The following is an 18,632-nucleotide window of genomic DNA, read 5'->3' on the forward strand; positions in this document are numbered from 1 at the left end:
GGCGGCCTGGCCAGACTGCCGCTTGCCGTTGGCCTGGCGGCGGGTTAGCTTGGGTTCCATGCGTATCGCCTACCACGCCGAATCCCTCATCGACGCCCATCTGGTCAAGGATGCGCTCGAGCGGGCCGAGATTCCCGCGTTCGTTTCCGGCGAGTTCCTGACCGGTGCGGTAGGTCAGCTTCCCGCCCGCGATTTCGTCGCCGTCATGGTGCCCGAAGGCTGCTCCGAAGCCGCCGAGATCATTGTGCGCGCGGTCGATGCCCAGTTGATGGAGGCGCGCGCGGCGCTGGCCGACGATCCGGGCGATACCGATATCCTGTTCGCCTGACGGCGAGCTTGTCCTGCAAAGCGAAAGGATTCCCCCATGCAAGCTATTTCCGACCTCATCCGCGACGTGCCGGATTTCCCCCGGCCGGGCGTTCTGTTCAAGGATATTTCGCCCTTGCTGGCCGATGCCGACGGGTTCGCTCTCTGTATCGAAGCACTGGCCGACCCATGGCGGCAGTTGGGCGTGCAGGCCGTCTGCGGCATCGAATCGCGGGGTTTCATTTTCGGCGCCGCGCTGGCCCGCACGCTGCATGCGGGCTTCGTGCCCGTGCGCAAGAAGGGTAAGCTGCCGCCGCCGGTTATCGGCATCGACTATGGCCTGGAATATGGCGTCGATCGTCTGGAAGTCGGCGCCAGTGCGCTGCGCGCGGGCGAGCGGGTACTGATCGTCGACGATGTGCTGGCGACGGGCGGCACACTGGAAGCCGCACGGCGTCTGGTCGACGGCCTCGGTGCCGAGGTGGTCGGCGGCAGCGTGGTGATCGAGCTGGCGGCTCTTGCCGGACGCCCGCGCTGGACGGGTGCCACGCCGCTGCACGCCCTGATCCTGTCCTGATTCCACGTTGCAAACCGGTGGGGACGACCGCATCTTCCGGGGCATCCCCAAGGAGGTCTGGCCATGATCGGTATCGGTGCCTATAAACAGCGTCTGCCTCAGCCCGACACGGCACTGCCCGGTCGCGCCACGCCGCTCGAGGTCGAGGACCGTCATTACGTGACGGGCCGTTCCTTCAAGGACGTGCCCGCCGGCGCGGAAGTCGCCCTGTTCGGTATGGGCTGTTTCTGGGGCGCGGAACGCAAGTTCTGGTCGGTTCCCGGCGTGATTTCGACCTCGGTGGGTTACGCGGGCGGTTACACGCCAAACCCGACCTATCGCGAGGTGTGTTCGGGCGAGACCGGTCACGACGAGATCGTGCGCGTGGTGTACGACCCCGCGAAGGTCGACTTCGACACGTTGCTGAAGGTGTTCTGGGAGAACCACGACCCGACCCAGGGTATGCGTCAGGGCAACGACGCGGGCACGCAGTACCGCTCCGCGATCTACGTCGGCGACGCCGAGCAACTGGCGGACGCCGAGGCGTCGCGCGATCTTTTCCAGAAGCGGTTGTCGACGTCGGGTTATGGCGCGATTACCACCGAGATCCGCCAGGACGTTCCGTTCTACTTCGCCGAAGACGAGCACCAGCAGTACCTGGCGAAGAACCCGGCTGGCTATTGCGGGCTTGGCGGTACGGGCGTTACATGCCCGATCGGTGTGGATGTCTGATGCGGACGTGGCGCCGGCGTCAATTCGCCTGCGTTTCCCCGATGTCTTCCACCAGCACCACTTCGCATGCGCCGGCGCCTGTGTCGTCGCGTGTCAGCGACGTGTTCCAGGCGCGGCCGTCGTCGCGATGCACGTTCACCAGGAACCCTCGCAAATGCACGATTTCGCCCTGACGAACAGCGCGTAGCGCACGGGCGACAGCGTTGCTGGCCGGAATCATGTGCATGTTCGCGCTGGATTCCTCGATCTCGCGACGAGGGATCGGAAAATCGTCCGTGTACCAGAAGTAGAAGCGGTTGGACTGCGAGATACGGATGCGGTCGAGGACGGCCGTATCGGACATCCGTCCCCAGCCAAGGGTCAGATCGGTCGGGGATATCGGCGCGAGGTCGTCCATCTGGTAGTCCTCGCGCGACAGTACCCGGGCGGTGATATCGAAGTTGGCGCGCGGGTCCAGCGTGAACCGGCCGCTATGCAGCTCGGCGGGATGCCCGTCGATGTCCGTCTGGGCGGGTGCGCTCGCCGCGAGCATGCCCGAGGCCGCATGCGCGGGCCGGTGCTGCCACCAGTTCGCCATCCCCAGGCCGCAAAGTAGCAATAGGGCTATTAACCAGAATCTCATCAAGAAGCCCGATCACGCAGGATTGCTGTGACCGGCAACGTTGGAAGCGGCGTCCCGTTGACGCGAAGCGCATCCCTGGGTGGTCAGCAGTTCGGCGGGAACGTCGCGAATGACATCCGCCAGGCTTTGCAGAAAGGGCGTCATCGATGAACTCTTGCGCCAGAGCATGGCGATGCGCCGGCTGGGTGCCGGCGCTTCGAACTCGATCAGGCGGATGTTTTCCGATCGCGCGACGGGCGGTTGCACGGCAAGCGCGGGTAGCAGCGTAATGCCTACGTTGGCTGAAACCATCTGACGCAGGGTTTCGAGGCTGGTCGCACGAAAGCCGGATTTTTCGCCGGCGCCGGCCATATGACAGACCTCCAGCGCCTGGTCGCGCAGGCAATGACCGTCTTCCAGCAAAAGCAGGTTCTGATCGGCCAGGTCGTCCATGCGCAGGCATTCGCGATCCGCGAGCGCGTGACTCGCGGGCACCGCCAGCACGAAGGGCTCTTCGAACAGGAATTCGGTGTGCAGCGTGTCCTCGTGGACGGGCAGGGCAAGGATGCCCGCGTCGAGGGCACCCTCTCGCAGCATGCGGATGATCTGTTCGGTTTTTTCTTCGCGCAGCAAGAGCTCCAGCCGGGGGAAGCGGGTACGCAGGTGCGGAATGACATGCGGTAGCAGGTAGGGTCCAAGCGTCGGGAAAATGCCAAGGCGGATGGTGCCCGATTCCGGATCGCGCGTGCGCTGGGCGATAGCCTTGATCTCGTCGACTTCGGACAGTACGTCGCGGGCACGGCGCGCGATTTCGCGACCCGTATCCGTCAGCAATACTTTTCGCGGTGTACGCTCGACGAGCGCGACACCCAGTTCGTCCTCGAGCTTCTTGATCTGCGTCGAAAGCGTCGGCTGACTGACGAAACTGGCTTCCGCGGCACGGCCGAAATGGCGATGCTCGGCCAGTGCAACGAGGTACTGAAGGTCGCGCAGGTTCATGAGAATAGCCCGCTGGTCTGATAGTCGTACCCTATCATAACCATGCTTACAATTGATTTGAGATATGCCTTCCCGAGGCGTAATCTTGTCGTCAGTCGCGTCCCCAAGCGCGCCGACACATCTGTCCCTTTTTAACCAGGAGAGTCAACCATGCTGACCATTGGCGATAAGTTCCCGAAGTTCAACCTCGATGCCGTGCCCGGCGGCAAGCTGGCCGACAAGATCGAAAACGCGTTTTCGAAAATCTCGGACACCTCCTACGAGGGCAAGTGGAAGCTCGTCTTCTTCTACCCGAAGGACTTCACCTTCGTTTGCCCGACCGAGATCAAGGGCTTTGGCGATCTGAACGAAAAGTTCGCCGACCGCGATTGCCAGATCCTGGCCGCTTCGACCGATTCCGAGTTCGTCCACCGCGCCTGGCGCATGGACCACGCCGACCTGCGCGACCTGCCGTTCCCGATGCTGGCCGACATCAAGAAAGACCTGACCTCGGCGCTCGGCATCCTGACCGAAGACGGCGTTGCTCAGCGCGCGACCTTCCTGGTCGACCCGAACAACGAGATCCAGTTCGTCTACGTCACGGCCGGTTCGGTCGGTCGTAACCCGGACGAAGTCCTGCGTGTTCTGGACGCCCTGCAGACCGACGAACTGTGCGCCTGCAACTGGAAGTCCGGCGACGAGACCCTCAAGGTCGCCTAAGCAATAAAGGCCGTAAGTCCCACGCCGCATCGCTCCTCCCCGCGCGGCGTGGGCAACCTCCAGAGACGGTGAAGTTCGCTTCACCGCCTCTTTTAATGACCCGACACGTGAGCGTGTCCCGCGTGAACCGGCGATCGCGCCGAGCCATTCCGCGCCTCTTTCCTATCGTTCAAGACAAAGGTGCTTTCCATGAGCGTCGCCGATCTTCGTAGCCAGATTCCCGATTACGCCAAAGACCTCAAGCTCAACCTCGATTCCGTGCTGAGCGAGGCGGGTGCTCCCGGCCTGAACATGGCGCAGATCGCCATGGTTGCCCTGGGCTCCGCTTACTCGTCGCGGTTCAAGCCGCTGACTCAGGCCATTGCGGCGTTCGCCGCTGAGCACGCCAGCGCCGAGCAGCTGACCGCCGCCAAGGGTTCGGCCGCGATCATGGGCATGAACAACATCTATTACCGCTTCCAGCACCTGGTCAGCCATCCGGAGTACGCCACCATCCCGGCGAAGCTGCGCATGAACGTGATCGGCGCCTACAAGGGCGACGCGAAGAACGACTTCGAGCTGGTCTCGCTCGCCGTCTCCGCGGTGAATGGTTGCGGCATGTGCATCGACTCGCACGACAAAGTGCTTCGTGACGGCGGCGTTTCCGTGCAGGGCATCCAGAGCGCGGTACGCATTGCCTCGGTGATCCATGCAGTGGCCGTGGTGCTCGAACAGGCCGAAGTCGCGGGTTGATCGACCCGGGGCGGAGCCTGCTTAACGCTCCGTTCGCATGTAAAGGACGAGTCTTCCTTTCCCTATGGGTGAGGAGGACTCTGTCATGTATGTCGATGGTTTCGTATTACCGGTTCCCGAAGACCGGCTTGCCGAATACCGCAAAATGGCGCGCCGCTCGGCCAAGGTCTGGCGCGAGCACGGCGCCCTCGAATACTGGGAATGCGTTGCCGACGACGTAAAACCCGGCAAGACGACCTCCTTTCCGCAGAGCGTGAAGCTCAAACCCGGCGAAACCGTAATCTTCGCCTGGGTCATCTATCAGTCGAAACGCGATCGGGACCGGGTGCTGAAGGCGGTCATGAGCGACCCCCGCCTGGCCGATCTGATGGATCCAAAAAAGCTGCCGTTCGACGGCAAGCGTATGTTCTGGGGCGGATTCAAGCCGCTGGTCACCCTGTAGGCGCAAACGTTGATTGGGTCGCCCATGCCTTCTGGCACTGGGTCGGAGGTCATGGTCGTCCCTACGTTACGGGCTCATCCGAAGGAGCCCCACCCTCATGCGTCGTTTCGTCCGTCCCCTCGTTCTCACCGCGCTCGCCGCCTGCTGTGGTGCGGCGCTCGCCGCCGGCACGGACGCCGCCGCGCCGCTCGGCCATCTGCCGGGCTGGGCTACTCCCGAAGCCTACCGTCTGTCGTTCAAGGTCGATCCCAAGCAGGAGACCTATAGCGGCAGCACGACGATCAAGGTCAAGCTGTCGCAGGCATCCGACTTCGTCTGGCTGCACGGACACGACCTGAAAGTCAGCAAGGTCACCGTCACCGACGCAGCAGGCAAGAAGCATGTCGGCAAGTACACCGTCGCCGCCGAGAAGGAAGGCGTCGCCCGCGTGGACCTCGGCGCGAAGCTCGAGCCGCAGGAAATCTCCCTTGCGATCGAATTCACCGCACCGCTGAACAAGCAGTTGCAGGGCCTGTACAAGGTCTCGCACGAGGGCGTGCCCTATGCGATGACGCAGATGGAGCCGGTCTCCGCGCGTTACGCGTTCCCGGGCTTCGACGAGCCGTCGTTCAAGACGCCATACGACATCAGCCTGACCATTCCGGCCGACGATGTCGGCGTGGCCAATACCAAGCAGATCAAAGAAGAGAAGGCGGGCGAAGGCTGGAAGACGCTTACCTTCTCGACGACCAAGCCGTTGCCGACTTATCTGGTCGCATTCGCCGTCGGTCCGTGGGATGTCGTGAAAGGTCCGGACATTGCCCCGACCGCATTCCGCGCCAGCTCGACCGAGCTGCGCGGCATCGCCGCCAAGGGCGAAGGCCACCGCATGAAGCATGTGCTGGGCGAGACGCAGTCGATCATCCACACGCTGGAGGATTACTACGGTTTCGGCTATCCCTTCGACAAGCTCGACCTGCTCGCTGCCCCCGACTTCAGCGCGGGCGCCATGGAAAACGCGGGCCTCGTCACCTTCCGCGACTGGCTGCTGCTGATCGATCCGGATTCCCCGGCCCAGTACGTCCGCGGTTCGTTCAACGTCAACGCGCATGAGCTGGCGCACCAGTGGACCGGCGACACCGTCACCATGGCGTGGTGGGACGATCTGTGGCTGAACGAAGCCTTCGCGACCTGGATGCAGCAGAAGATCACGACCAAGGTCCACCCGGAATACCGTGCCGACCTCGACCGCGTTCGCGGTGCGCAGGGTGCGATGTCCAACGACAGCCTCGTCAGCGCCCGCAAGATCCGTCAGCCCATCACCGGCAATGGCGACATCGAGACAGCGTTCGACGGCATCACCTACCAGAAGGGCGCCGCCGTCCTTGGTATGTTCGAGGGCTATGTCACCGACCCGGTCTTCCAGAAGGGCATGCGTGCCTATATCGAAAAGCACAAGTTCGGTAACGCCAGCGCGGACGACCTCATCGATTCGATCGCCGAAGCTTCCGGCCAGGGCGCGCCGTTCAAGGATGCCTTCCGTAGCTTCCTCAATCAGTCGGGCGTGCCCTACGTGGCGACCGAAGTGAAGCAGGAAGGCGGCAAGACCGTGCTGCACCTGACCCAGAGCCGTTACCTGCCGTTGGGCAGCACGGGCGACGCCAACCGCGTGTGGGGCGTGCCCCTCTGCGTGCGTTATGGCACGACCGGCGGCGGCAACAAGGTCGCGTGCGAACTGCTCGACAAGGCCACTGGCACGATCGCGCTGGAAGGCGCGAGCTCGCCGACATGGGTCCTGCCGAATGCCAACGGTCGCGGTTACTACCGCTTCGCGCAGAGCAAGAAGGATCTGGCCAGCCTCTCGAAGGTAGTCGGCACGCTGACCGATGCCGAGCAGCTGGCTTACGCCGATGCCGTTCGCGCTGGCTTCCAGCACGGCGACATCGATGCGGGCGACGCACTTGCCGCGCTGAAGCCGCTGACCGCATCGAAGACGCGCGAAGTGTCGACGGCGCCGATGGCGCTGCTTGGCTGGATCGTGTCGCACGAAGCCGTCACGGACGTACAGCGCGCGCATCTGCGTGCCTGGGCCAAGGACGCCTACTATCCGAAGCTGCAGACGCTGGGCTTCCGCAAGAAGGCGGGCGAGCAGGATAACGACACGCTGACCCGCAGCGCGCTGGTCGACTTCCTCTCCGGTTCCGAAATCGCCGTACCGGAAGTTCGCGCCGAACTGCTCAAGCAGGGCGATGCGGCACTGAAGGTCAAGGACGGTCACCTGGACCTCGATGCGGCCGATCCGGACCTGCTGGGCCTGGCTCTGGAAGTTACCGTGCAGGAACGTGGCAAGCCCGCGGTCGACGCGCTGATCGCCGAGATCCCGAAGACCAGCGATCCGGCCAAGCGCAACGCCATGCTTCAGGGCCTGTCGGCCGCCAGGGGCCCGCTCGCCGATCAGGCGCGCGACTTCGCCCTGGGTAAGGACGTCAAGGTCGGTGAAATGGCCGCCATCCTCCGCGGTGCCCGCGATACGGAAGCGAGCCGTGACGGTCTCTGGAAGTGGTTCGTGACGAACTACGACAAGGTCGTGGCCCGCACAGGCAGCTTCGCCGGCGGCCAGCTCCCGGGTCTTGCCGGTGGCGGCGGTTGCTCCAAGGTCGAAGCCGATCGCTTGACGGCCTTCTTCCAGCCCCGTCTGAAGGAAGTCACCGGTGCCGAACGCGGTCTGGCCCAGACCACGGAATCGACGCTGCTCTGCGCGGCGCTGAAGGAAAAGCAGGATCCGAAGTCGATTCGTTGATCGTTCGGAAGTCACGCTGAGATAAAAACGCCGGGCGAGAAATCGCCCGGCGTTTTTTTTGATTCGTCGGATTACTGGATGGTGATGCTCGCCGAGCGGACGCTGCCTCCGCCATTGCTCGGATAGACGGTGAAGTTGAAGTTGCCACCCTGGTAGCCGGAGGCATTCCAGTAGCGCCGGTAGCCGACGATGGTGCCGCGGCTGCACGGTTGCGGATTCGCGGCACTGCAAAGTGGCTCAGTGCGAATCTCTTGCAAGGGATTGCTCAGGAGTGTTGCTTGGGCATATCGCCCATAACCGATTTCATCGGTAACAATTGTCATATTTGCTCCACCGTGATCGAGTTGCGTTGATGCCGACGCGTAAGGCCCAAAGGTTTCAATGCCCCCGGCCGTCGAAATCACTCGAACTACATAAGCGGCTGAGAGCGAAGATGCCGATCCCATTCGTTCGCCAAGGACGCTATAGGTACCGACTGCTTCGGAGTCCATCGCTTGGTGCATCTGTTCCTGAGCGGTCGAGGTGCCTGCATGTGCGATGGCACACAACACTACCGCTCGCGTGTAATTTCCGACTGTAATTTTCATGCTACCTCCCTTAACAGGTGCGGGCAGATTGCCCGTAATGATGATGTGCATCCGTTGGTCGTAACGAAATCATCGTTTTCGACAACACATGCAGGCGATGGCTCTCATGCTGCTTCGTGAATACGTGCGTGTTGCGTCGGAGAAAGTTGGATTGCGCGATGGCTTACGATCCATGGAATCGGTGCAGGCTGGAATCGATGTTGCTTGGTTACACAAGCTCATCATCCCGATAGGAGGCATCATGCAAATCAATGGATTGACGTCATCGCCAGCATCCGCACCAGACTTGCTGTCGCGGAGTCGAACTCGGGAGCGTATGGAAGAACCAATGCCCGGTAGTACATCTAGATCGTCAGCCGAACTTCGCTTCGACTTCTCTCGGATAAGTCCGCGGAACTTTCACGCTCTGGTTGACGACTGGGTAAAGAGCGAACGAATCAGCACTTTGGAGGGCGCATGTCTCATGGATGCCGTGCCTCCCGACGCTCTACGGGAGAGGCCAGATGTTCCCATCGATATCTTCGCTTCGATCAATGGCATTGCGAAATTCCATACCTCTATCCGTGACCCCGAGGGTGCGTCCTTCTGGCTCGATCTGGGGAGCAAGCTTCGTTATCTCGAAACCAATACGCGCGGCATTTCCGAGCAGGCTTAGATGATCTGTGCGGTGGCGTCCGACATGTGTGTAAGCGATTGGCTAGCACGAAGCATGTCGGTGTTGGTTGGTAGCCAGATTGCTTCATTGCATCTACCACCCATCCGTCATCAAGGAAGAAGTCATGATCCCCTCTGCTACCCACTTCGGTGCACGCAATCCGAACGTTGCCAGCCATAGCGCGAATGACGCAAAGCACACCACCGGGCCGTCCTACCGCGAAGTCGCGAAGCAAGCGAATGCGAACGTCAAAGGTTCGACGCCGAACGCCAGGAAGACGCCGCTGTCGCGATTGACCATCCAGAACATAGGTATGGGGCAGAAAGACATGAGTGCGGCATCGAAACAGAAGGTCATCGACCGGGTGCGGCAGACGTTGCACGGGATAGTGATGAATCGGCAGAAGGTGTACGCGGAGCGCCACAAGGAGCAGGTCGAGATGTCGTGCAAAAGCACCGGCAGGCATGCCAAACACGGATTCAACGTCCGCTGTTGATCGGATGGGTTGCGAGTGGGTCGGAATAGCATGGTTCCGACCCCCGTGACTTTCCCGGCACACCGGGCATACTGCCCACATGACGTCGGCAAACCTCACAGCATGACCGCCCGCCACCGGACGAACGACAGCGGCGCACTTCGCACCACCGCACGCGATGTCGCCGACGCGGCGGGCGTTTCGATTTCCGCCGTATCGCGGACCTTTACCGAAGGCGCGAGCGTCTCGTCGAAGACGCGCGAACGTGTACTCGCTGCTGCGCAGGAGCTGGGGTACCGGCCGAATCATCTGGCACGCAGTCTGATGACCGGGCGGACGGAGCTGATCGGACTGGTGTCGAATCACTTCGCGAACCCGACCTTCATGGAAGTGTTCGATCTGTTTACCCGCGAGCTTCAGTCGCGTGGCTTGCGCCCGCTGCTGGCGAATCTCGGGGCGAACGACGATGGTCGGGCCGCGCTGGATATGTTGCAGCAGTACAACGTCGACGCGGTGCTGATTGCGACGTCGGCGCCACCGGACGGATTTGCCGAATCGTGTCGCGCGGCGGGCCTGCCCGTATTGCATGTCTTCGGCCGGGCCGGGCGAAAGACGCCGGCGCCTGTCGTGACGGTCGACAACGTGGCGGGCGGGCGGTTGGTGGGTGAGGCCATGCTGACGCGCGGATTGCGGAAACTGGCCTTCCTTGGTGGCGCCGAACGCGATGCGGCGACGCTGGATCGCGGGCGCGGTTTCGCCGAGGCCGCCGGATCCTCGGTGCGCGTCGTTACCTATGCTGGCGATTACACGCACGAACACGGCCGTCGTGCGATGCATGCGCTGCTCGATGCCCATGCCAGTCTGGATGGCGTCTTCTGTGGCGACGACGTGCTGGCGCTTGGCGCGATCGATGCGTGTCGCGAGCGCGGCATCGACGTTCCTTCACGCATCAGCGTCGTCGGCTTCGACGACATGCCGCTGGCGGCATGGCCCGCCTATAATCTGACAACGGTGCGGCAGCCGATCCGGGACATGGTGCTGCACGCCATCGAACGTATCGTGGCCTGGATGGCTGATGGCGAATCGGTACCGCGCAGCCGCCTCTTTCCCTGTGAATTGATCGAGCGCGGCAGCCTGCGTGCGGCCGTGAGGCGATCCCGCCGATAGCTATCCAGTGGTGATATGACCCGGTAGATGCAACGGGAGCGACGGCCCGTGTTCCAACGCATCGCCGAGGTTATCGCCGATATGTTTGTCGGGTTGCGACGCATTTTGTGATGACTCCTGATATCTGGCGAAGCTATTGCTTCGGCCTCTGCGCGCATACCGCGCTCACCAGGATGGTGCCATGACGCAAATAAGCAGTGTTTCAAATCAGGCGGTTGTACCTGTGGATCAGAGGAAGGGGAAGCCTCCGGAAACGGAGTTCTATCGCAACCTCCCGCAGTACGGGGCCCCAAAAAACTCGTCGGCACAGGCGGCGGTTCGATCGCGAGAGCCCACAACAACTCCACGTGCGGTGGGGAATGCTTCAGTCAATCGGGCGGCGTCTCCATTCAAGATCGCTATTCATAACATCATGACGGAATATCAGGCGAAGAGCTCGCAAGGTATGGCGCGCAACGAGCCGAATAAAGACGGCATAGCCGCCCATCCGCCGCCGTGGGGCGAGCGTGCCGATATGGCCGGTCGATACGATTTCAGGCATATGACGGGCATGGAGGCGCGTCTTGCGGGATGGGAGATATTTAATGCCGGTGGGCTGGGTCGTCTGGATGTGACTGGCTTTTCGCCGATTCGCGACATGCCGCTCGATCCGAAAGAATGTGCATTTCATATGCCGAGTAATAATCGGCCTGTGGACATTCTCGCCGCCATGCAATTTCAGGCGGACCATGGGCAGGTGAGCCAGGGCGTGAATCGCGACTACTGGCTCAGAGTGAAGGCGGTTGCCGAGCAATGGCAGGGGCGGCCAAAGCTTCCGGAAGTTCTGGCACATTGCCGGTGCGACGCTACAGATCGGTCGTCGAAAAACTGGCACGCGTGAATGTGAAGTGCCAGGCGGATGCCTGGCACTTCATTGCGGTACTCCTGCGCCTTATCGAATGAATAGGCGGGCTGAGAAGCGCTGGCCTCGACTCGAATAAGTCACTTGCTCGAACGTGCCCGACTGGTAACCGTCGAGTTTCCAGTACCGCATGAAGCCCTGGACTTCCTCGCCGGGCCTGCAGACATGCCACCCTCCAGCGCCGCAATAATTTTCCGTTCTGTATTGCGAGCCGTGCGGCAATGTCACGCCATTCATCGATGCACCTCGACTGGAGGCCAGTCCTGTTTCGAATACGGCGACATCCATTATTGCGCCACCGTGATCCCGCTCCGTCTGTGGGAGAAACTGTGATGGAGGTACATTTTCGGGCCCGCCAATCGCTGATTCCACATAGGTAACATGGGTGCTTGTTAGTAGTGGAGCGGGGCGACTTGCTACACCGGAGCGGGGCATATCGCGGAAAGCTTGCGCGAATATCATTCCGGGAAGCGCGGCGAAGAGTGCCGCAACCACGAGCAGACGTTTCATTGGTTGACCTTCTCATGCAGCCGAATGCTGCGGAGAAAGTGTCGATATTCGCCGGATGTCCCGATGCAGGGGCCGAAAGATGCGGATCGAAGAGCTGCGCCGTCACCATTAGTAGGACGCGAGGAGCCAGTTCGCGCGACATGCCGGAAGCCACGGGCAGTTCGGCCCACAGGGCTTCAATTTCCCTCTCGTTGTGCACGGCTATTCGCGGACGAAAGTCAGTGCTTCCTTCCTGCGACGCGAAGGGATTGAACGCAGTAGCGCGACCGTCAGGCGACCTCGCCGATAGTTACCCAGCGACGCTCCGCATTGGAACGCAGTGCGGCGGCGATGATGCGGTCGACTTCGTATCCGTCGCGAAACGTCGGCCATATGGCTTTACCCGTTGCGATGGCCTCAAGGAAGTCGCGCATTTCTATGACGATCTGTTCGTTGTATCCGGTACCGTGTCCCACACCCTGGTTGAAGGCCAGATAGTCCGGATGCGCGGGGCCCATGACGATTTTCTGGAAACCGCGCCGTTCGACCGGACGCGTTGCGTCGTAGAGCCATAACGCGTTCTGATCCTCCTGGTCGAATGCCAGGGCGCCGCGTGTGCCGGTGACGCGATACGTGTAGCCCATCTTCCGGCCGGCGGCCATGCGGCTGAAACTGAGCGAGCCCGACGCACCGTTGGCGAAGCGCAGGAGCATCTGGCCCTGGTCGTCGTTCTCCACGGTTTCCGGTCCGTTCGGCCCCAGGCGCGTGGACTGTACGACGTGTGCGTCGGCGACCAGCGATTCGACAGGGCCGACCAGCCGAAGGCATGCGTTGACGATATGAGGGGCTACGTCGCCGAGCGCCCCGGCTTCGGTACCCGTGGCGATGCGCGTGCGCCAGGAAGCGGGCAGGGCGGGGTCGTGCAGATAGTCCTCGACGTGTTCGGCGGTGATCTGGATCACATCGCCGATGTCGCCGGAAGCGATGATCTGTCGGGCCAGCTGGCTCGCGGGCGTGCGGATGTAGTTGAAGCCGACCATGTTCGGCAATCCCGCGTGCTCGATGGCTTCGGTCATGGCCAGCGATTCGGCCGGGTTGCATCCGAGCGGTTTCTCGCAGAACACCGGCTTGCGTGCTGCGATGCAGGCCATGACCATATCGCGATGCGTACGCGGTGGCGTGGCGATAATGACCGCCTGTACGGCTGGGTTGTCGACCAGTTCGCGCCAGTCGCCGGTGGAGTCCTGCCAACCCCAGCGCGCCGCATGCTCTGCGGCACCTTCGGCGGTCGATGTCGCTATGGATGCGCAGGTCGGCCGCAGCGCAGTCCCGAAGGTGGCGTCGACTGTCCGCAGCGCCAACGTATGCGCCTTTCCCATGTATCCCGCGCCGATAAGGCCGATTCCTAGTTCACGCATCTGTCTGGTCCTGGAGGGGTGACGGGTCGACTCTACGGATGCTGCACTGCGGTTTGCAAGCGCTTGCAAAAAAGCCTAGCTTGGATGCCGAGATCGACCCAAACCCATCGCCGCCCAAGGCAGGAGTCTCCTTCATGAACGCGTCCGTCACCTCTCGCCGTCCGCTTGTCACGCCCCGGATATTCACGGTCGACGACCTGGATACCGACACGATCGTCGGCGAATTGCTGGAGGGAGTGGGCGCCGTCACATTGCGCGGTCTGTTCGGCACCGACGAGATCGCAGAAGCGCGCGAGATCGTCATGCGCGAGTCGAGTGGCGATGCGGAGGCCGCCAAGGTCACGCATTTCCAGGGAGCCGCGGAGCGCGAAGGCAAGCTCAGTCTTCAGCGGCGCGTGTGGAACCTATTGGCGAAGGGCGACGTTTTCTCGCGCATGGCGGCGCATCCGGCACTGATGCAGACGATGCGCGCGTTCCTTGGCACGGAGTTCATCATGGGTTCGATCGCGGCCAATCGCATTCTTCCCGGTGGCCCCGGGCAGGAGCCGCATATCGATTATCCCTATTGGGACTACCACACACCGCAAACCCATCCGGTGCGGCTGAATTCGTCGTTCCCGCTGAATGCGCAGGCGACGATCATGCTCGATCCGTTTACCGAAGAAACCGGCGCGACGGCTTATGTACCCGGTTCGCAGCGCAGCCTTCGTTATCCCGACGAAAGCGACCGCTTCTTCGACCGCTGCGAACGCATGCTGGGCGAACCTGGCGATACGGTGGTTTTCTTCGGTGCGGTCTGGCATTGCGCGATGCCCAATCATTCGCGCGCCGATCGTTCGGCGATCCTGATTCAATACCTGCCCAAATGGGTCAAGCCGATGGAAAATATTCCCGCAGCTTTGCCATCGTCGTTCGTCGATGCCGCCAGTTCCGACATGCGTCAGCTGCTCGGTCTGCACTATCCCTATCCCGAAATCCTCGACGCGGCGCGCGGTGGCAATGCCGAAGGCCGGACGACGATGCAGACAAAGTAATCGTCAGTGCGCGACGTGTGCATGGATGAACGAAAGGGTGTCGGGCAGGGCGGTCGACTTCCCGGTCCATGGTCCGAACGAAAACAGCAGGCCCATGTGTCCCGTGCCGGGATACATCCGAACATCCACCGGTTCGCCTTGCTCGCGCATGCGTCCTTCCAGCGAAATGGCGTTGGAAGGTTCGACGATGCCGTCGCTCTCGCCTTGCAGCAACAGCATCGGCGGTTCGTCGCCGTCGACGAAATTGATCGATTGCGAACGCGCCTGTTCGGCGGCGGTATGGCCGAACATATCGATGTAGTCGTCTTCGTCCAGCGGCAGGAAATCGTAAGCGCCGGCCAGACCGATGAAGCCGGCCAGGTCGCGCGGCTTCATGCCGACCTCGCCCAGCCATCGCGCGTCGGTCGCCAGCAGCGCGGCGATGTGCCCGCCCGCGGAATGCCCCATCACGAATAACGAATGCGGGTCGCCACCGTAGAGCGCGGCGTTGTCGCGCGCCCAGGCGACGGCATGGGCGCTGTCCCGCATGAATTCGTCCATGCGTACCGTGGGCCAGAGGCGGTAGTCCGGGACGATGGCGACGATGCCTTTCGCGGCAAGTGCCTCGCCCATCCAGCGATACCAGGCGCGATTGCCGTTCTTCCAGCTCCCGCCGTAGAAGAAGACGACAACGGGTGCATGGGCCGCATTGACCGGCGAGTAGACATCCAGCGCGAGGCCTGTCGTGCGGTCGAATACGACGTTGCGTTGTTGGAGAACGCCACCCGAGGCCTGTCGCGCGTTGACGGTTCCGTAAAAAATGCCGTGACAGCCGGACAGCAGCAGGATGCCGAAGGCGATCGACGCGAAGCGCCATGGACGCGATGAGGGCGGAGTCATTTGGGCAGTTTAGGGGTTGTGCGTGCCGGGATTGCTAAACTCCCCGGCAATGAACGCATCCAGCCCCGCCACCGATGTGCGAACCCTGCTTCGCGACGCGACCGTCCTGCTTGGCGACCGACTCGAAGCGGAGCTGCTGCTGCTCCATGTGCTTGGTGTCGGGAGGGCATGGCTGTTCGCGCATGCCGACGACGTGCTCCCGGATGCATCGATCGCAGGTTTTCACGAGCTGGTGAAGCGCAGGGCAGGCGGCGAGCCCGTGGCTTACATCGTGGGCCAGCGGGGCTTCTGGTCGCTGTCGCTTGAAGTGACTCCCGCGACGCTGATCCCGCGCCCCGAAACCGAGCTTCTCGTCGAACTGGCGCTCGAACGCATGCCGAAAGACGCCGCGGTAATCGATCTCGGTACGGGCAGCGGCGCGATCGCGCTGGCTATCGCCAGCGAGCGAGCGGAAGCTCGCGTCGTCGCGGTCGATGCCAGTGCGGCTGCCCTCGATGTGGCGAGACGCAATGCGGAGCGGCTGGGTTTGCAGCGCGTCCGGTTCGGACTCGGAAGCTGGTGGGAACCTGTTGCCGGGGAACGTTTCGATATCGCGGTGAGCAATCCACCGTACATCGAAGCTGACGATGTGCATCTCGGCGAAGGCGATCTGCGCTTTGAGCCGGTAACGGCGCTGGCCTCCGGTGCGGATGGCCTCGATGACATACGGCACATAGTCGAGGGTGCCCTCGCGCAACTCTTGCCGGGCGGCTGGCTGCTCATCGAGCATGGCTGGGAGCAGGGGCATGTCGTGCGTACGTTGCTCGAGAGCGCGGGTTTCATCGATGTTTTCACCGCGCAGGATATTGAGGCGCGCGATCGCGTCAGTGGTGGACGATCGATTCCGGAATAGGGCGACAGTGTCCCGCACAGGCGAGTCCGACGGCATCGGTAGGCGTTCTGCGCGATCCCCGCTTGCTGTCTAGCGAACATCTTTCTCCGCGCATAGCTTCCTTGTCGGCGCTTTCGCCGCACAAGGAATCGAAGATGAAAAAATTTTTCCACGGAGTCGCGCTGTTCGTCGTCGCGACATGTGCATGCGCAAGCGGTATTTCACCTGCGCTTACGCATCCCGGTATTCTGGTGGGCAATGAGCAGCTTGAGATCGTTCGTCGGCATATTTCCGAAGGTAGCCCGCTCGCGTTGAGCGCATTGGCAAAAGCGCGGGACTCCGATCTTGGCAGTCTCGATTACATTCCGCATGCATGGGCAACGGTAGAGTGCGGGCCCTACTCGAAACCCGATTACGGTTGCACAGACGAATGGCGGGATGCGCAAGCCGCGTATACCCATGCGCTGCTATGGGCATATCTGGGTGACGTAAGGCACGCCCGCAAGGCGATCGATATCATGAACGCCTGGTCCGGGACCTTGCGTGGGGGACACACAAATACCAATGCGCCGTTGCAGGCGTCATGGTCCGCGCAGCTCTGGCCGCGGGCTGCGGAGATCGTCCGTTATACCTCCGGCGAGTGGCGGGACAACGATATCGACGCATTCTCGCGCATGCTGCGCGAACAGTATCTTCCCGACATCGCCCGAATGGGCCGATGCAACGAATTCAACTGGCAGACGAGCGCTATCGAGGCCAGGGCGAATATCGCAATCTTCCTCAACGACAGGCGGGCCTTCGATGAGGCCGTGAATCTTTGGCGCGAGCGGATCAAGACCAGCATCTATCTGCCGAAGGATGGCGTCGTACCGCTAACGTCGGCGATGTGTCCGAAGGTCGGCGACGAACTTATTGCGAGTTGGTACGGGCAGTCGGTGTTCGTTGCCGGTCATGCCAAGGAAACCTGCCGTGACCTTGAACACAATGCCTATGGCATAGCCGGTCTTATCAACGTGGCCGAGACGGCGCGTATCCAGGGAATCGATCTTTACGGTGAGGAGCCAGAGAGGCTGATCGCGGCGATGGAGTATCACGCTGGCCTGAAGAACGCCGACGTGCCTGCATGGGTATGCGGTGGCGTAGTCAAGGGCGATCTCAGTGGCACATTCGAAATTGGCTACAACCACTACGTGAACCGGTTGGGCGCCAGGTTGCCGGAGACGAGCCGATGGCTGCCGGCGCGACGTCCAACCCACGGCCAGTTCCACTATTTGTGGGAGACGTTGACCCACGCGGAAACCGGTACCGCCCAGTGACGTCGCGGCTGTGTGGCGCACTCGCACTCACAGCCGCGTGACTCGGCAGTGGTCAGCCTGCGCTGGCTACTGCCGTGGCGACATGTTGATGTAGAGTCCCGTGGCCCGGACGATTCTAAAGAAAAGGGGGGCTTTGTCGACGTAATTACCGGGCGCGATCTTAGTGGTCATAATTTATATGCAAGCCCGCTACCTTGACCCAGAAACAGGGCGGTTCCTGTCGATGGATGCGGTCGGTGTCTCTCCAGGACAAACCGGCAGCGTGAATGGATATGCATACGTATCTAATAACCCGATAAGCAGGATTGATCCCAGCGGAAATTATGAGCGTGGATCTGGTTGGACGGACAAGGATTGGGATCGATTCGATAAGGCGCAACAACGTGTGGCCAGTGAGCAGAAGGCGGCCGCAACAAAGCTGTTCGAAGCCGCTGAAGAAACCGCCGCAGGTGGCGATCTGAGCGCCTCGACGCGTAATACAGTTGCTGCTTTCGAGAATGTAGTTGGCGCTGGTAGCGCATCACCGGCGGCGCTGGCTGCGGCGGCGATAGCTATGTCGGACGGTGCCAAGGCACTTAGCGCTGGTGCGGGATCTGGCTTTGTCGCCAATGCCAAATCGGCGTTGGAGTGGGGTGCTATGGGACTTTCGAAGAATGGTCTAGCCGCTGCGGAAGTGGGTGGCAGCAATATTTACGTCAACACCTCCCATTCGTCATTTCATAGTTCATCGACCTTGCGATGGGCTGCTGGGCATGAGTCGCTCCATACAGCAGGTTTGCACGATCAGCGAATTGAAGGACATACGGCATACAAGTTTGATGATGGTGGGTATTACTTTCGCCTGCTGCGAGATCGTGAACCAAATCGCGCGGCGGTCAATCCCGACCATCTCACGGACTTCGTACAGTGAAGAGATTGGTGGGGCTATCTCTCAGCGCGTTGCTGCTTCTTACTTTCCTCAGCGCTTGCGCGGCTGGTGCCCAGCATTCGCCCG

General features: G+C 61.7%; 21 protein-coding genes. 15 read left to right on the forward strand and 6 right to left on the reverse strand.

Annotation, left to right across the window (positions count from 1 at the left end):
• Positions 1–58: 58 nt before the first annotated feature.
• The 3 genes from EC912_RS11600 (at position 59) to msrA (ending at position 1,594) form a co-directional block, all read left to right on the forward strand.
• Positions 59–328, forward strand: a complete 270-nt coding sequence (locus EC912_RS11600) for a putative signal transducing protein (RefSeq protein WP_132144146.1) — start codon at positions 59–61, stop codon at positions 326–328.
• A gap of 36 nt (positions 329–364) precedes the next feature.
• Positions 365–883, forward strand: a complete 519-nt coding sequence (locus EC912_RS11605) for an adenine phosphoribosyltransferase (protein ID WP_132144149.1) — start codon at positions 365–367, stop codon at positions 881–883.
• Positions 884–946: 63 nt separating this feature from the next.
• Positions 947–1,594, forward strand: a complete 648-nt coding sequence (gene msrA, locus EC912_RS11610) for a peptide-methionine (S)-S-oxide reductase MsrA (RefSeq protein ID WP_132144151.1) — start codon at positions 947–949, stop codon at positions 1,592–1,594.
• A gap of 19 nt (positions 1,595–1,613) precedes the next feature.
• On the opposite strand, the gene EC912_RS11615 is transcribed toward msrA, so the two are convergent.
• Positions 1,614–2,216 carry a hypothetical protein gene (locus EC912_RS11615; protein WP_132144153.1) on the reverse strand — a complete coding sequence of 201 codons (603 nt, stop codon included), beginning with the start codon at positions 2,214–2,216 and terminating at the stop codon, positions 1,614–1,616.
• A 12-nt stretch (positions 2,217–2,228) separates the two neighbouring features.
• A complete protein-coding gene (gene oxyR, locus EC912_RS11620; protein WP_132144155.1) occupies positions 2,229–3,194 on the reverse strand; it encodes a DNA-binding transcriptional regulator OxyR in 966 nt (321 codons plus the stop codon).
• Positions 3,195–3,344: 150 nt separating this feature from the next.
• Here oxyR and EC912_RS11625 point away from each other — a divergent pair, with 150 nt between their 5' ends.
• The 4 genes from EC912_RS11625 to EC912_RS11640 all read left to right on the forward strand — a co-directional run bounded on the left by EC912_RS11625 (position 3,345) and on the right by EC912_RS11640 (position 7,846).
• Positions 3,345–3,893 carry a peroxiredoxin gene (locus tag EC912_RS11625; RefSeq protein WP_132144157.1) on the forward strand — a complete coding sequence of 183 codons (549 nt, stop codon included), beginning with the start codon at positions 3,345–3,347 and terminating at the stop codon, positions 3,891–3,893.
• 189 nt (positions 3,894–4,082) lie between these two features.
• Complete coding sequence (locus EC912_RS11630) at positions 4,083–4,625, forward strand: carboxymuconolactone decarboxylase family protein (protein WP_132144159.1); 543 nt, start codon at positions 4,083–4,085, stop codon at positions 4,623–4,625.
• Between the two features lie 85 nt (positions 4,626–4,710).
• Positions 4,711–5,067, forward strand: coding sequence for a DUF1428 domain-containing protein (locus EC912_RS11635; protein WP_243649247.1), 357 nt, complete (start codon positions 4,711–4,713; stop codon positions 5,065–5,067).
• A gap of 97 nt (positions 5,068–5,164) precedes the next feature.
• Positions 5,165–7,846, forward strand: a complete 2,682-nt coding sequence (locus EC912_RS11640; RefSeq protein WP_132144163.1) for a M1 family metallopeptidase — start codon at positions 5,165–5,167, stop codon at positions 7,844–7,846.
• Positions 7,847–7,917: 71 nt separating this feature from the next.
• Here the strand turns inward: EC912_RS11640 and EC912_RS11645 are convergent, their stop codons facing one another.
• Complete coding sequence (locus EC912_RS11645; RefSeq protein WP_165973577.1) at positions 7,918–8,433, reverse strand: DUF4879 domain-containing protein; 516 nt, start codon at positions 8,431–8,433, stop codon at positions 7,918–7,920.
• 106 nt (positions 8,434–8,539) lie between these two features.
• Here EC912_RS11645 and EC912_RS11650 point away from each other — a divergent pair, with 106 nt between their 5' ends.
• The 4 genes from EC912_RS11650 to EC912_RS11665 all read left to right on the forward strand — a co-directional run bounded on the left by EC912_RS11650 (position 8,540) and on the right by EC912_RS11665 (position 11,610).
• Positions 8,540–9,088, forward strand: coding sequence for a hypothetical protein (locus EC912_RS11650; RefSeq protein ID WP_132144167.1), 549 nt, complete (start codon positions 8,540–8,542; stop codon positions 9,086–9,088).
• 124 nt (positions 9,089–9,212) lie between these two features.
• Positions 9,213–9,584, forward strand: coding sequence for a hypothetical protein (locus EC912_RS11655; protein WP_132144169.1), 372 nt, complete (start codon positions 9,213–9,215; stop codon positions 9,582–9,584).
• A 102-nt stretch (positions 9,585–9,686) separates the two neighbouring features.
• Positions 9,687–10,730 carry a LacI family DNA-binding transcriptional regulator gene (locus EC912_RS11660; protein WP_132144171.1) on the forward strand — a complete coding sequence of 348 codons (1,044 nt, stop codon included), beginning with the start codon at positions 9,687–9,689 and terminating at the stop codon, positions 10,728–10,730.
• A gap of 181 nt (positions 10,731–10,911) precedes the next feature.
• Positions 10,912–11,610, forward strand: coding sequence for a hypothetical protein (locus EC912_RS11665; protein ID WP_132144173.1), 699 nt, complete (start codon positions 10,912–10,914; stop codon positions 11,608–11,610).
• Between the two features lie 51 nt (positions 11,611–11,661).
• On the opposite strand, the gene EC912_RS19860 is transcribed toward EC912_RS11665, so the two are convergent.
• Together EC912_RS19860 and EC912_RS11675 are read right to left on the reverse strand one after the other, a co-directional pair.
• The gene (locus tag EC912_RS19860; RefSeq protein WP_132144175.1) at positions 11,662–12,141 is read right to left on the reverse strand and encodes a DUF4879 domain-containing protein; all 480 of its coding nucleotides are present in this window, start codon (positions 12,139–12,141) and stop codon (positions 11,662–11,664) included.
• A 269-nt stretch (positions 12,142–12,410) separates the two neighbouring features.
• Positions 12,411–13,538: a Gfo/Idh/MocA family protein gene (locus EC912_RS11675; RefSeq protein ID WP_132144177.1), complete on the reverse strand. Its 1,128-nt coding sequence runs from the start codon at positions 13,536–13,538 to the stop codon at positions 12,411–12,413.
• A gap of 134 nt (positions 13,539–13,672) precedes the next feature.
• Here EC912_RS11675 and EC912_RS11680 point away from each other — a divergent pair, with 134 nt between their 5' ends.
• Complete coding sequence (locus EC912_RS11680) at positions 13,673–14,572, forward strand: phytanoyl-CoA dioxygenase family protein (RefSeq protein WP_132144179.1); 900 nt, start codon at positions 13,673–13,675, stop codon at positions 14,570–14,572.
• 3 nt (positions 14,573–14,575) lie between these two features.
• On the opposite strand, the gene EC912_RS11685 is transcribed toward EC912_RS11680, so the two are convergent.
• Positions 14,576–15,451: an alpha/beta hydrolase gene (locus tag EC912_RS11685; protein WP_132144181.1), complete on the reverse strand. Its 876-nt coding sequence runs from the start codon at positions 15,449–15,451 to the stop codon at positions 14,576–14,578.
• A 49-nt stretch (positions 15,452–15,500) separates the two neighbouring features.
• On the opposite strand from EC912_RS11685, the gene prmC reads away from it, so the two are divergent.
• From prmC to EC912_RS11700, 3 genes are all read left to right on the forward strand, one after another.
• The gene (gene prmC / locus EC912_RS11690) at positions 15,501–16,343 is read left to right on the forward strand and encodes a peptide chain release factor N(5)-glutamine methyltransferase (RefSeq protein WP_132144183.1); all 843 of its coding nucleotides are present in this window, start codon (positions 15,501–15,503) and stop codon (positions 16,341–16,343) included.
• A gap of 134 nt (positions 16,344–16,477) precedes the next feature.
• A complete protein-coding gene (locus EC912_RS11695) occupies positions 16,478–17,638 on the forward strand; it encodes an alginate lyase family protein (RefSeq protein ID WP_132144185.1) in 1,161 nt (386 codons plus the stop codon).
• 178 nt (positions 17,639–17,816) lie between these two features.
• On the forward strand, positions 17,817–18,548 hold the full coding sequence (locus EC912_RS11700; RefSeq protein ID WP_132144187.1) for an RHS repeat-associated core domain-containing protein: 732 nt from the start codon (positions 17,817–17,819) through the stop codon (positions 18,546–18,548).
• Positions 18,549–18,632: the final 84 nt, after the last annotated feature.

This window comes from Luteibacter rhizovicinus (genome assembly GCF_004342265.1).
In the GTDB taxonomy this organism is placed as follows: domain Bacteria; phylum Pseudomonadota; class Gammaproteobacteria; order Xanthomonadales; family Rhodanobacteraceae; genus Luteibacter; species Luteibacter rhizovicinus_B.

What these genes read in the sequence shown, in the direction of transcription:
- EC912_RS11600 (WP_132144146.1), top strand. Translation starts at nt 59, where the DNA reads ATGCGTATCGCCTACCACGCCGAATCCCTCATCGACGCCCATCTGGTC.
- EC912_RS11605 (WP_132144149.1), top strand. Translation starts at nt 365, where the DNA reads ATGCAAGCTATTTCCGACCTCATCCGCGACGTGCCGGATTTCCCCCGG.
- msrA (WP_132144151.1), top strand. Translation starts at nt 947, where the DNA reads ATGATCGGTATCGGTGCCTATAAACAGCGTCTGCCTCAGCCCGACACG.
- EC912_RS11615 (WP_132144153.1), bottom strand. Translation starts at nt 2,216, where the DNA reads ATGAGATTCTGGTTAATAGCCCTATTGCTACTTTGCGGCCTGGGGATG.
- oxyR (WP_132144155.1), bottom strand. Translation starts at nt 3,194, where the DNA reads ATGAACCTGCGCGACCTTCAGTACCTCGTTGCACTGGCCGAGCATCGC.
- EC912_RS11625 (WP_132144157.1), top strand. Translation starts at nt 3,345, where the DNA reads ATGCTGACCATTGGCGATAAGTTCCCGAAGTTCAACCTCGATGCCGTG.
- EC912_RS11630 (WP_132144159.1), top strand. Translation starts at nt 4,083, where the DNA reads ATGAGCGTCGCCGATCTTCGTAGCCAGATTCCCGATTACGCCAAAGAC.
- EC912_RS11635 (WP_243649247.1), top strand. Translation starts at nt 4,711, where the DNA reads ATGTATGTCGATGGTTTCGTATTACCGGTTCCCGAAGACCGGCTTGCC.
- EC912_RS11640 (WP_132144163.1), top strand. Translation starts at nt 5,165, where the DNA reads ATGCGTCGTTTCGTCCGTCCCCTCGTTCTCACCGCGCTCGCCGCCTGC.
- EC912_RS11645 (WP_165973577.1), bottom strand. Translation starts at nt 8,433, where the DNA reads ATGAAAATTACAGTCGGAAATTACACGCGAGCGGTAGTGTTGTGTGCC.
- EC912_RS11650 (WP_132144167.1), top strand. Translation starts at nt 8,540, where the DNA reads ATGCTGCTTCGTGAATACGTGCGTGTTGCGTCGGAGAAAGTTGGATTG.
- EC912_RS11655 (WP_132144169.1), top strand. Translation starts at nt 9,213, where the DNA reads ATGATCCCCTCTGCTACCCACTTCGGTGCACGCAATCCGAACGTTGCC.
- EC912_RS11660 (WP_132144171.1), top strand. Translation starts at nt 9,687, where the DNA reads ATGACCGCCCGCCACCGGACGAACGACAGCGGCGCACTTCGCACCACC.
- EC912_RS11665 (WP_132144173.1), top strand. Translation starts at nt 10,912, where the DNA reads ATGACGCAAATAAGCAGTGTTTCAAATCAGGCGGTTGTACCTGTGGAT.
- EC912_RS19860 (WP_132144175.1), bottom strand. Translation starts at nt 12,141, where the DNA reads ATGAAACGTCTGCTCGTGGTTGCGGCACTCTTCGCCGCGCTTCCCGGA.
- EC912_RS11675 (WP_132144177.1), bottom strand. Translation starts at nt 13,538, where the DNA reads ATGCGTGAACTAGGAATCGGCCTTATCGGCGCGGGATACATGGGAAAG.
- EC912_RS11680 (WP_132144179.1), top strand. Translation starts at nt 13,673, where the DNA reads ATGAACGCGTCCGTCACCTCTCGCCGTCCGCTTGTCACGCCCCGGATA.
- EC912_RS11685 (WP_132144181.1), bottom strand. Translation starts at nt 15,451, where the DNA reads ATGACTCCGCCCTCATCGCGTCCATGGCGCTTCGCGTCGATCGCCTTC.
- prmC (WP_132144183.1), top strand. Translation starts at nt 15,501, where the DNA reads ATGAACGCATCCAGCCCCGCCACCGATGTGCGAACCCTGCTTCGCGAC.
- EC912_RS11695 (WP_132144185.1), top strand. Translation starts at nt 16,478, where the DNA reads ATGAAAAAATTTTTCCACGGAGTCGCGCTGTTCGTCGTCGCGACATGT.
- EC912_RS11700 (WP_132144187.1), top strand. Translation starts at nt 17,817, where the DNA reads ATGCAAGCCCGCTACCTTGACCCAGAAACAGGGCGGTTCCTGTCGATG.